At 39.8% G+C, this 12,416-nt stretch carries 11 protein-coding genes and 2 pseudogenes; all 13 read right to left on the bottom strand.

Features of this window, described 5'->3' with window-relative positions; genetic code table 11:
- Positions 1–213: 213 nt before the first annotated feature.
- Positions 214–648, bottom strand: coding sequence for a cytidine deaminase family protein (locus ACLNCP_RS08475; RefSeq protein WP_000355905.1), 435 nt, complete (start codon positions 646–648; stop codon positions 214–216).
- A gap of 13 nt (positions 649–661) precedes the next feature.
- Positions 662–2,122: a glutamate--tRNA ligase gene (gene gltX, locus ACLNCP_RS08480; protein WP_424844314.1), complete on the bottom strand. Its 1,461-nt coding sequence runs from the start codon at positions 2,120–2,122 to the stop codon at positions 662–664.
- Between the two features lie 127 nt (positions 2,123–2,249).
- Positions 2,250–2,726, bottom strand: a pseudogene (gene pgi / locus ACLNCP_RS08485) (glucose-6-phosphate isomerase); the annotation flags it as partial.
- A 196-nt stretch (positions 2,727–2,922) separates the two neighbouring features.
- Complete coding sequence (locus ACLNCP_RS08490; RefSeq protein WP_084954094.1) at positions 2,923–3,294, bottom strand: PTS glucitol/sorbitol transporter subunit IIA; 372 nt, start codon at positions 3,292–3,294, stop codon at positions 2,923–2,925.
- Between the two features lie 98 nt (positions 3,295–3,392).
- On the bottom strand, positions 3,393–4,373 hold the full coding sequence (srlE, locus tag ACLNCP_RS08495) for a PTS glucitol/sorbitol transporter subunit IIB (RefSeq protein WP_020992831.1): 981 nt from the start codon (positions 4,371–4,373) through the stop codon (positions 3,393–3,395).
- A 13-nt stretch (positions 4,374–4,386) separates the two neighbouring features.
- Positions 4,387–4,932, bottom strand: a complete 546-nt coding sequence (gene srlA / locus ACLNCP_RS08500; RefSeq protein ID WP_001015684.1) for a PTS glucitol/sorbitol transporter subunit IIC — start codon at positions 4,930–4,932, stop codon at positions 4,387–4,389.
- Positions 4,929–5,426, bottom strand: coding sequence for a transcriptional regulator GutM (locus ACLNCP_RS08505; RefSeq protein WP_001086645.1), 498 nt, complete (start codon positions 5,424–5,426; stop codon positions 4,929–4,931). Before ACLNCP_RS08505 ends, srlA begins: the two co-directional genes overlap by 4 nt.
- Positions 5,426–7,252, bottom strand: coding sequence for a BglG family transcription antiterminator (locus tag ACLNCP_RS08510; RefSeq protein ID WP_424844337.1), 1,827 nt, complete (start codon positions 7,250–7,252; stop codon positions 5,426–5,428). Before ACLNCP_RS08510 ends, ACLNCP_RS08505 begins: the two co-directional genes overlap by 1 nt.
- Before the next feature lie 62 nt (positions 7,253–7,314).
- A complete protein-coding gene (locus ACLNCP_RS08515) occupies positions 7,315–8,115 on the bottom strand; it encodes an SDR family oxidoreductase (RefSeq protein WP_001000837.1) in 801 nt (266 codons plus the stop codon).
- A gap of 186 nt (positions 8,116–8,301) precedes the next feature.
- Entirely contained in the window at positions 8,302–9,651 is a 1,350-nt protein-coding gene (locus ACLNCP_RS08520) for a glucose-6-phosphate isomerase (RefSeq protein ID WP_008808173.1), read from the bottom strand.
- Positions 9,638–9,818, bottom strand: a pseudogene (locus ACLNCP_RS08525) (hypothetical protein). The gene ACLNCP_RS08520 and the pseudogene ACLNCP_RS08525 overlap by 14 nt, the downstream one beginning before the upstream one ends.
- 3 nt (positions 9,819–9,821) lie before the next feature.
- A complete protein-coding gene (locus ACLNCP_RS08530; protein WP_000124770.1) occupies positions 9,822–10,511 on the bottom strand; it encodes a gamma-glutamyl-gamma-aminobutyrate hydrolase family protein in 690 nt (229 codons plus the stop codon).
- Between the two features lie 137 nt (positions 10,512–10,648).
- Positions 10,649–12,415 carry a multidrug efflux ABC transporter subunit PatB gene (gene patB / locus ACLNCP_RS08535; RefSeq protein WP_000859879.1) on the bottom strand — a complete coding sequence of 589 codons (1,767 nt, stop codon included), beginning with the start codon at positions 12,413–12,415 and terminating at the stop codon, positions 10,649–10,651.
- Position 12,416: the final 1 nt, after the last annotated feature.

A 12,416-nucleotide genomic window follows, 5' to 3' on the forward strand; every position in this document is an offset into this window, starting at 1 on the left:
CGACTTTTCAAACTTTGTCAACTACTTTTTTAAACTTTTTTTAAGTGGTAACTTCTCAACGTAACTTCCACCATAGCGAAACTTAATCTGAAACGCTTTCAGATTAGAGGATTTTGTGCACTCTTTTTTCGATTCTTTTCGACTAATCAAGCATTAGTAAAACCAGTTGAACTTAAGCTTTAAGTAAAAAGAGTCAGCATTATACTGACTCTTCTATTGATTATTAAACTTGGAAGCCCGTTCTTCTCCCCACCAATATGGGATTAGTTCTGCGACTTTCACCGTCTTTCTTGTATCGTAGTCCATCATAAATTCTGCATCTTTATTTTCAGCATTAAGCTCTAAAAGGAATTCTCTACAGGCACCGCAAGGCATAGCTGAACTTCCACCATAAGGTGGTTTATCTCGAAAGGCTAATACTTTCTTAACCTTAGTTTGTCCTGAAAATTGGTACATATTAAAGAGTGCCGCCCGTTCTGCACAGAGATGGAAAACACCACAGGTTCCCTCCATACAGAATCCTGTAAATATTTGTCCATCTTCTGCTTCTACTGCGGCAACGACATGATTAGCATAAACAAAATCAGATACTTCATGTGGATTATACAATTTCTGTGCTTCTTCGTACATCTTTTCCCAGATGTCCATTATTGTACCCTTCTTACTTAGAGATTTCCTTTAACATATTTTCGATATGCTGGATTGATTTTTCACGACCTAACAAGAAGATCGTATCTGGCAATTCTGGTCCATGCATTTCACCTGAAACAGCGATACGAATAGGCATGAAAAGATTTTTCCCTTTAATACCTGTTTCTTTTTGAACAGCTTTGATTTGTGGGAAGATATTCTCTGTTACAAATTCATCATCTGTCATCGCTTCAAGTTTTGCTTTGAAGGCTTCAAGAACTGTTGGGACTGTTTCCCCCGCCATGACTTCGCGCTCTGCTTCGGTCAATTCTGGGAAATCTGAGAAGAAGAGATCTGTCAATGGAATAATTTCATCTACTGATTTCATTTGTGGTTTATAGAGCTCAACTAGTTTTTCAGCTTTGTCAGTTAAACGTCCTGCTTCCTCTAAGAATGGTTTTGCCATTTCAAAGATCGTTTCTAGGTCTGCATTCTTGATATAATCATTGCTCATCCAGTCGAGTTTTTTCTGGTCAAAGGCTGCTGGAGACTTGCTGAGGCGGTTTTCATCGAAAAGTTTAATCAATTCTTCACGAGAGAAAATCTCATCTTCGCCACCTGGGTTCCAACCAAGAAGAGCAATAAAGTTAAAGACCGCTTCTGGTAAATAACCTTTTTTACGGTAGTCTTCGATAAACTGAAGGGTGTTGGTATCACGTTTAGATAACTTCTTACCAGTCTCAGAGTTGATAATCAAGGTCATGTGACCGAACTCTGGAGCTTCCCAACCAAGTGCTTCATAAACCATGAGCTGTTTTGGTGTATTAGCAATGTGGTCGTCTCCACGGATTACGTGAGAAATTTGCATATCGTGGTCATCGATAACAACGGCAAAGTTGTAAGTTGGGTAACCGTCTTTCTTTTGGATGACCCAGTCACCACCAATATTGCCACCTTCAAATTCGATATCACCTTTGACCATATCACGCCACTTGTAGATACCTGACTCATTGACAGCCAAGCGAACAGTGGGGATAATTCCTGCTGCTTCACGTTCTGCGATGTAAGCCGCTTTTTCTTCTTCACTCATACCAAGGTATTCGTTGATGTAGCGTGGTGTTTCGCCAGCTGCTTCTTGGCGTTCGCGTTCAGCTGCCAACTCTTCTTCTGTAACGTAAGATTTGTAGGCTTTTCCTTCAGCTAATAGTTGATCGATGTATTTTTGATACAAGTCCAAACGCTCAGACTGGCGGTAATTTTCATGTGTTTCTGGGCTTTCATCCCAATCCATACCTAACCAACGAAGGTTTTCAAGTTGTGAACGTTCACCATCTTCGACATGGCGTTTACGGTCAGTATCTTCGATACGGATAATAAAAGTTCCACCATGATGACGTGCGTAAAGGTAGTTGAACAATGCTGTACGGGCATTCCCGATGTGTAGTAGTCCTGTTGGACTTGGTGCGTAACGTACGCGGATATCTTTTGACATAGTTTCTCCTATAAAGTCTCTAGGCGTCAGCCTTTTTGCTCTCTATATTATATCACAAGTCTTGGCTGAGTCCAATTGCTATGAATAAAGAGAGTAAAAAGAGTGGACAAACCACTCTTTTCTTCTATTATAGACGTGCGTTAAGTTCTTTGCTCAATTCTTCAAATCCTGGTTTTCCAAGAAGGGCGAACATGTTACGTTTATAAGCTTCAACACCTGGTTGGTCAAATGGGTTGATAGCATTCAAGTAACCAGAAAGGGCGATAGCCAATTCGAAGAAGTAGATTGTATAACCAAGAGTGAAAGCGTCTTGCTCTGGAAGAGTCACGTACATGTTTGGTACGTCACCATCTGTGTGGGCAAGAAGAACACCGTCAGTTGCTTTTTTGTTTACAAAGTCAACGTCTTTTCCTTGAAGGTAACCAAGTCCATCAAGGTCTTCTTCCAAGCTAGGGATAATCACGTTTTTACGAGGTTTGTCAACACGGACAACTGTTTCAAACATGATACGAGTTCCTTCTTGGATAAATTGACCCAATGAGTGTAGGTCTGTTGAGAAATTAGCTGAAGTTGGGTAAATCCCTTTTTGGTCTTTTCCTTCTGTTCAGGCACCCCTTGTGGATGCATCTGCTGGAAATTCCCTTGCACTGACTGGCTAGTTTGATTGACTTGCCAATCAACCACTGCGTCATCTATTTTTTCTAATTTAGACCCAGAAGCCTGGACTTTTGGTCCAGGCTCTGAATCAATTTTTTAGACTTTTATTTTTCTAAATTGCTTGATTTGAAATTTTATTATGGTTAAGCAGTTTCAAAAATCTGAATGGTAGAATCTTTATCAATTACTACCGCTTGATCTGCTACAACATGGAGTGTACCAGGAAGGCTGCCCTCTTTTGAACCATCAAAAGAAATCGTGATATGGCCCAGTCCAGTTAAATTTTTTTCTACTACATTTCCTACGGCAGTAATCGAATATTCCTGACTATCTACCACCAGCTTTCCACCTTCTAGTATTGCACCTAGAAGATTTTTGTTATCGATTTTAAAACAATACTCTGCTAAGTCTTCCGGAGCTTCTTCTCCAAACAAAATGAGCATATTGGCATCTTGAATCATATTCTGAGCTTCAGGCCCCACTTGAATTACTTTAGCTTCAAAAATTTTCTTCATCTAATTCCTATTCATCCTTTCTCAAATCTGTCATAAACTTATGCTTATAGATAAGTTTAACATAATAGTTGCTATGTTTACGTGCATCTATCAAAGGTTTACTGATAAAGGCCAATACTAGCTATCCAAGCTACTAGCACCCGCGGAACACCATTGAGAAAGCGTGAATAAAGCACAGAAGGGACACCAACCTCAACTGTTTCAGCCTTGGCTTCAGATAGACCGAGTGCTACAGGAATGAAATCACAACCGTTTTGAGTGTTGATAGCAAATATAGCTGGCAGAGCCATTTGGGGCGGAATATTCCCTTTGCCGATTTCAACTCCAATTAAGGTTCCAATAATCTGACTGATAACAGCTCCGGGGCCTAACAAAGGAGATAGGAATGGCAAGGAACAGATAAAGCCAATCAAAATGAGTCCCCAGATGTTCCCAGCTAGGGGAACCATTAATTTTGCCAGCCAATTTCCAACACCTGAACCTTGAATAACCCCAATCAGCAAGGAAACAAAGGCCATGAAAGGAATGATCGTGTTGAGCATTGTTTGGATGGCTTCACGAGCAGCCTGGTTGAAAGTCGCAACGACCTTCCCAGCGCCCATCCCAATTCTTGCTACAATACTTGTTTCAGCTTTTTGCTCTGTAATTTTTTTACTAGTATCGTAAGTTGGCTTTTCTGTTACCACAGTTGTCGCTTTTTCGTCTTCATTAGCAGCAGAAATTTGATTAAGGCCAACTGCTGACACATAGATTTCCTCGGTTATATATTGAGCTAGAGGCCCACTTTTCCCTGTAGCGACAATATTTATTGTAGGGATCCCCTTTTTAGGATAAATACCACAGCGAAGAGTACCGCCACAATCCACGATTGCTAAAGCAATTTCCTCATCTGGGATAGAAGTTTTAAACCCATTAACAGCTTCCATACCGGTCAAATCAGCAATTTTATCCACAATATCTGGCTTTTCTCCTCCGCCAGTGATATAGATGAATTTATGCTTAGCTTCACTAGGTGTAATGACCAAAGGTCCTCCGAAACCGCCATTTCCTTTAACAACTTTTATACTCTTATATGACATAATTTCACTCTTTCTATAAATCAAATGTTTTACTCAAGGTAACACCTTGCTGTTTTGCTACATAAGCAGTTGTAAAATCGGTCACCCAACCGCCTACAAAGTTCATGACAAGCCCAACAAGCATGTAACGAATGGCTAAGTCCATTTGACTTAAACCTAAAGTTTGAATTCCTGTTGCAATTCCCATCCATACAAACAATTCCCCAGGATTGATATGCGGAAATACACCATTTGAAGTATGGCAGAACTGCATCTGAGCTGCTACAAAACTAGGTTTATAATATTCTGGTAAGAAACGTCCCATACTGATTGCCATCGGATTCCCCAGCATAAAGGCTGAAATGAAAGGTAAAATCATATACCGGCTAACAGGATTTTTAGCAGAAATCTTAGCCAGGGAATTGACCTTCTCTTCTCCCAAGAAAGCGATAAGGGTATTCATTGCAATCAATAGCATTAAGACAAGTGGTACAATATTTGTCATCCAGCTAATAAAGGTTTCTCCACCTAATTGGAAGAGTTTCATAAAACTCTCTGCAAAATTTGTAATGTGATTCATAAGGAACTCCCTTTCTTATTTTTTTTAAATAACTGTTTAATAGATAATTGTAAGTAATTCGCATAAAAGCCGAATCCCAGAAAAGAATCAGATGAACTTGTCTCTTTCTCAATACCTGCCTCATGCCAAAGATAGACTTTTCTAGCATCTTCTATGGCTGATTGCATCAACTTATTTTCTTTTCTCACAAGAGGATTATACTTGTCAAAATAATGGATGTCTTCTCCAACATAATCGTCCATATTTTGAAAACGTGCTAAGATTGTGACTCCTTGCATTTTGCTAGCTTTAAGAACCCGACCGTTTTCATCAACCGCGAACATGACAATCGTACCGGATTTGATTCTTCCGGACTTCCTGCCAATCGCTACGCGCCCCAGTCTTCGGAGCATCGTATAGGTCTTATTGAAGTCTTTGAGTTGCTGCCAGCCGAGGAACATTTGAAATATATAAGCTGCCATGACAAATACAGCGAAAATTATTAGCGAATTCATTAAAATACTCCTTTGCTCTTAGAAAATGATAGAAATTCTGTCTCTGTTTCTACAGCCCTCAATGCTTCTTTTAGAGAAGGCTCTCCTGCAATTCGAAAAATGTCGTCATACAATTCCAGCAATTCACTTTCCATTTTTCTTTCAATTTCTGAGGGTATAGCGACTAGAAAGATAAATTCAATCCAATCATCTCCTTTTTGATAAGGCTCTTCTAGTTTTCCAAACATTAAAATAGTTTTTGCATAACCTTGGTTAATTGTATGGGGAAAAGCAATTCCTCCGCCAAAAATGGTTGATTGTTTTTTCTCCCTATCAATTATCCGATTTCTAAAACCTTCATCAATCATCTGAAGTTTCTCTAACTCTGCAACCATATTTAGCAAGTATTGCTGATAGGTTTTTTGGGGACTCAACCGAAGAAAACGTAAGCTGACTGTTTCTAGATTTTTTTGATGAAAAGCATTGACCCTCTGCCATTCTTCCTGCAGCCATTGATCATCAAAAAGATGATTAACTTGAATGACTGGAGATTTAGAATCTTTATATTTTAGAGGAACTGTCGTAAAAATCGCGAAATAGTCCTGATTCAAATCCAGATTAAAATCTTCTTCAGAATACTGAGTAATGTCTACATCATTTCCAAGGATTCGTCTGAGTTGCTGAATAATCATCGCAGCAGTTCCTCTTCCTGTTGTGCAAACTACAGCTATCTGCTTGCGAGAACCATTTACAACAGAGTTTTGCTTTCTTAAAATCATTTCAAAATACAAAGCCAGATATCCGATTTCAGATAATTCCAATTCAGAACCAAAAATTGCAGATAGTTCTTCTCCAGCAATTTTCGCCATTTCAAAAGCAAAAGGATATTGAGTTTGAACCTCGCCATGGAATATATCATTAGCTTGCACATGGAAAATCAGTCGATTGATTAAGGGGCCTAGATGAGACTTGATTTCTTCAAATAATTCTTCATCATCAAAGTTAACCAACATTGTTTCTTTGACTTTCTTGACAATCCCTTGAAAAATGTTTGCAAGCTGTTCAGATTGATAAGACGGCTTGCTTAAAGTGTCAATAAAACGGATATTAAACGGAAAACACAAAAAGTCTATTTCAAACTGACTGAGGGAAATCTTATAAGTCATCTCAATATGATAGATTAATTTTTCAACCAAAGGTGTCTCTGTTAAATCATTCCTATAGTAAGGAATAGGGCAACTCAACACCCTAGATGCATGAATACGCTCCACCATAATTGAAATTGTCTTTCGAAGGAGTTCCTTTGTTTCTTTCGGGATTTTATACTCCTGGAGTAGCGTCTCCAGAAAAGAAGATGTTGCCTCGGTGAGTGTCTTTCCTTCAAAGTAAGGGGCCACTTGGTGAATATAGAGCAAGCGCAAATTCAGCTCGGACCCCAAGACCTCCAGCCCACGGTTGGGCTTTCCTGAAATAGTGATAGAGTAACTCTCTGCCAAAGATTTTACTTGTTTTAAATCCTTATTAAGGGTACTTCTACTAACACCTGCTTCCTCAGCCAAGTCGTCAATAAGAAGAGGGGAGGTTGACTTAATTAAACGTTTTAGTAAATAGGCAATTCTTTTACTGGAAGAATTGAAGTCACTCTCCCGTTTTAAACTACCAGATAAAATCCCTTCCAACTCAGTATAGTCATACACCTCTAACATTAACTTATCATCTTGTGAGATAATCTGGATACTCGGAGCCAAAACATCATTTAATTGTTGGATACTCTTTTGCAAGGTTTGCATACTAATATCCAGCTCTGAGCGCATATCTACTAAGGAATAAGTTGGCTGTGAGACCATTTTTTCTAAAATGTTATACCATCGATTTACTATGGTCAACTCTCTTCCTCACCTTCATTTTTTTAACCGCGAGTTTTCCCTCCGGCAATATTTGTAGTGACTCCAGTTATATAGCTAGAACGGTCTGAAATATAGAATGCTACAAGGTCAGCTACTTCCCGTAGTTTACCACTTCGTCCCAAAGGAGTTGTTGAAGTTGAAGCATAACCAGCTCGAATATCTTCTACCGTCTTTCCACGGGTATAAGCAAGAGCTTCCTCATAAGAAAGAGTTCGAAGTCCCGTAGCTTCCATAATTCCTGGAGCAATTCCAACCACACGTACACCATGCTTACCCAGCTCTTTTGCCCATGAACGAGTGTAACTATAGACTGCTGCTTTTGTGGCAGCATAGGCACTTTGTCCTTCAGAACCTTCCAAGCCTGCTTCTGAAGCCATGTTCACAATTACACCTTTTCCATTTTTCACTAAAATACGTCCCACTGCCTGACTAACCAGATACAAACCTTTTTGATTAATCATCGTTACTTTTTCGAACGTCTCATCGTCCAATTCGTAAGGACCTTTAGGATTTTCTGCATCGATTAATAATCTAGGGATATTAATCCCTGCATTATTGACCACTGCATCAATATTGCCAAATCTTTCAACTATTTTGGCAACACCCTCTTCTACTTCAGAGCGAGAAGTTACATCAACTTTCACAAATAATAGATTTGGATGACGCAAATCGTTGTCGCTAAGATCGAAATTCGCTACATTGACACCTAATTCCAGCAATTCTTCAACGATTGCCTTACCGATCCCAGATGACGCGCCAGTCACAAGAACTGTTTTGCCTTTTATGTTTAACCAATCATTCATTTTGATACCTCTCAAATTTTATTTACAAGGCAATTATACAGCGCTTTCATAAAAGAATTAAGACACTCTTTTTTATACTGTTCAAAAAAATAATAAACTAATTATGAGGCTTGTAGTAAAAAATCCACAAGAAATGAACTTGTGGATCTCTTTTTATACTCTAAATGAACTCAAGGCATATAAGAATCAAAGGCGTGCATTCAACTCAGCACCCAGCTCTTCAAAGCCTGGTTTTCCAAGAAGGGCAAACATGTTTTTCTTATAAGCCTCAACTCCAGGCTGGTCAAATGGATTGATACCATTCAGGTAGCCAGAAAGAGCAATAGCCAACTCAAAGAAGTAAATAGTGTAGCCCAAAGTGAACTCATCTTGCTCAGGCAGTGTCACAAACATATTTGGAACTCCACCATCAGTGTGTGCTAACAGCACTCCATCTGTAGCTTTTTTATTGACAAAGTCAACATCTTTTCCTTGCAAGTAGCCAAGACCGTCCAAGTCTTCTGCCAATTCAGGAATCAGCACATTTTTGCGAGGTTTATCTACACGTACAACTGTTTCAAAGAGGATACGGGTACCTTCCTGGATAAATTGTCCCAGAGAGTGCAAGTCTGTTGAGAAGTTGGCTGAAGTTGGGTAAATCCCTTTTTGGTCTTTCCCTTCTGACTCACCAGCCAGTTGCTTCCACCACTCAGAGAAGTATTGCAGAGATGGTTCATAGTTAGCTAGAACTTCTGTCAGATAACCTTTACGGTACAAGATATTGCGTACAACTGCATATTGATATGCTTCATTTTCAGCCAACTTATCAGAAGCATAAGCCTTGCGAGCAGCATTTGCTCCTTCCATTAACTTGCTGATATCAGCCCCTGCAGCTGCGATTGGCAAGAGTCCCACTGCTGTCAATACTGTAAAACGACCACCTACACTATCAGGCACTACAAAAGTATCCCAGCCATTAGCATCTGCTTCAACCTTAACTGCACCTTTAGCGCGGTCTGTAGTTGCATAAATCCGTTTATTTGCTTCTTCCTGACCATACTTCTTAACCAAGAGTTCTTTGAAGACACGGAAAGCAATAGCAGGCTCTGTAGTCGTTCCTGACTTAGAAATAACGTTGACAGAGAAATCTTTGTCTGATACATAGTCTACCAAATCAGCCAAATAGCTTGAAGAAATAGAATTTCCAGCATAGAGGATTTGAGGTGCCTTGCGTTCTTCCTTGCTTTGTAGATTTACAAAAGAATTATTCAAGAAATCAATAGCTGCACGAGCTCCTAAATAGGAACCACCAATACCGATTACGATCAATACCTCACTATCAGATTGGATTTTAGCAGCAGCCTTTTGAATACGAGCAAATTCATCTTTGTCATATTCTTCAGGCAAGTTCAACCAACCAGTCATTTCTGCCCCAGGACCTGTACCATTTCGCAGAGCAGAATCTGCAGCAGTCACTTGAGGCTGCATATAATCTAGTTCATGTGGTGCAACAAATTTATCTAATACTTTTGAATAATCAAATTTAATATGTGACATAATATTCCTCCAAAATTTCTTCTCTTCTATCATAACCCTTACCTTCGTTTTTTTCAAGTTTTTTTGTCGAATTTCTCCAATTTTTATCAGAATTCAAACGTTTGCGTAAAAATCCCACATTCCAAAAATTTTGAAAAAATAAAAGAAAGAACGACTAGATGTTCCAGTCGTTACAGTTCATTCAATAAATATTCAAATAATTCTAAATTGCCATCTTCTTCATTGACCAGAAACTCTGGATGCCACTGCAAACCGATAATGCGGTGCTCATCGATAGACTCAATCGCTTCGATGGTTTGGTCTCTTGGATCAATAGCAGTTACACGGAAATTAGGTGCCAAATCTTTAATACTTTGACGATGAACTGAGTTAACCTGACTTTCTTTTCCAAATAGCTTAGCCACCACGCTTCCTTCTACTGTCTCAATAGAGTGAGATGTTCCGAAAGGTAGGCCTTGCCAGTGGCCTTCGATTTCTTGATTGAGGGTTCCGCCAAAGGCAACATTGACAAGTTGGACACCGCGACAGATTGCCATGATTGGTTTATTCTGACGAAGCGCTTCTTTCAAGAGCGCCAATTCAAATTCGTCACGCACTAGGTTGTAATCATCACTCTCGATGGTCTTTTTCTCTCCATAAAACTGAGGATGGACATTTTGACCGCCTGTCAAGATAAGTTTGTCAATCATTTCTACATAATCGCGAACAACTGACTCATCACCAACAGGAATGACTAAAGGGAGACCACCGACTTGACGAATGCTCTCTGCGAATCTACAAGATACAGATGAATGAATGTTTTTGCCCTCTGCGTCTACGGGACATAGATTTGCAGCAACTCCTACAACCGTTCTAGCCATGATGCCTCTCCTTTCGAATGTTAACGATAGTCTTATCATATCACTCAAAATGACTTTCGTCTAATATGTTTTTTTTAAGGCTGTGATAAATATTTTTTATGGACAAGAAAAAGCTGCCCAAGGGGACAACTTTTTTCTTATTCAAAAACAAATTGATTGTGATAGAGTTCTGAATAGAAGCCACCCAGTTTCAAGAGTTCATGGTGGCTACCGCGTTCAATGACTTCTCCATCTTTAAGGACAATAATCTGGTCTGCATTGAGGATAGTCTTCAAACGATGGGCAATGACGAAACTAGTTCTGCCTGCTACAACCGCCTCCATGGCATGCTGAATCTTGCTTTCTGTCACAGTATCTACGTTCGAAGTGGCTTCATCGAGAATGAGAACCTCTGGATCTGTCATCAGGGTTCGAGCGATAGAAATCAATTGCTTTTGTCCTGTCGAGAAGATGCTCTGGTCATCATCTATAAGAGTATCGTACTTATCAGGCAAGCTTTCGATGTAGTCGTGAATATGGGTTGCCTTGGCTGCTGCCTCAACCATTTCTTGACTAGCATCTGGCACACCAAAACGGATATTGTCTCGAATCGTTCCGCTAAACAAGACCGAATCTTGCAAGACAATTCCCACCTTGCTTCTGAGACTATCTAAATCATAGTCACGGATGTCTTTACCGTCAAAATAAATCCCACCAGCATTAACATCATAAAAGCGATTGATGAGGTTCATAATAGTCGTTTTCCCTGACCCAGTCGGACCAACAACCGCTGTCATCTGGCCTTTAGGAGCAGAAATGCTGACATCTTTCAAAATGGGTTTATCAGGCAAGTATGAAAAATCAATATGACTAATTTCAACACCTTCTTGCAACTGAGTGAAGGTCGGAGCATTTTTAGGTCGAATTTCTTCCTCTGCATCAAACATTTCCTGAATCCGTTCAGCACCTGTAAAGGCTAACTGAAGGCTTCCCCAACTTGCCGCAACTTGAATAATAGGCTGGTAGTACTGCTGTGAAAATTGGGCAAACATAACAATCAAACCTAGGGCTGTACTTGTTTCAATAGACTTATCATTCAAAAGTACAGCTGAACCAGCAAAGATGACGATGGCTGTGTTGACCAGACTCATCCCATTCATGACAGGGAAAAGAATTCCTGAGAACATTCTTCCTTTAAAGGTTGCCTTGCGCACGCGCTCATTTTGTTCAAGAAATCCTGCCATCATATCCTCTTGAATACCTTGCACAATCACGGCTTTTTGACCTGAGATACTTTCATCCATATAGGCATTGAGCTTCCCTACCTCTTTCTGCTGGAGGTTGGTATATTTCCGTGCCATTTTCACGATAAAAATCAGCATGAGAAAGGCCACTGGTGTACTGGCAATAGTGATGAGGGCCAGCGTCACATTTCTCGAAAACATGACAAGAATCAGACCAATGTATAGAACGATGTTGCTCATGACCTGAATCAAGCTTTCGTTAAAAGCTTGGAGGATATTATCCAAATCACTGGTAAAACGAGACAGGATATCGCCATCTTGTCGGCGGTCAAAGAAAGAAACAGTCAACCGAGCAAGCTTGCCAAAGAGGCCTTTGCGCATCTCGTTGGTCGATTCTGCAATCACGCGCGTCATGAGACACATGTATATCACACTGGAGATAAATAGAACCAAAACTAGCAGACCAAGATTGACCATGATTCCTGATAGGCTTTGCCAAACAAGTTCTGGATTGCCATTTTGATAAGCTTGAACTAAATTAGCTAACTCTGTTACCGCTTGTCCAGAAAATACCGGAAAGAGAGCTTGGGCAAGAGTCGCCAGAACAATCATCAGGATAACAACTACAAATGATAGCTTATAGACTTTAAAATAATTCCAAAAAAATTGAACTGTTTTCATG

It is taken from the genome of Streptococcus sp. CL6.35, from assembly GCF_049737915.1.
GTDB lineage: Bacteria > Bacillota > Bacilli > Lactobacillales > Streptococcaceae > Streptococcus.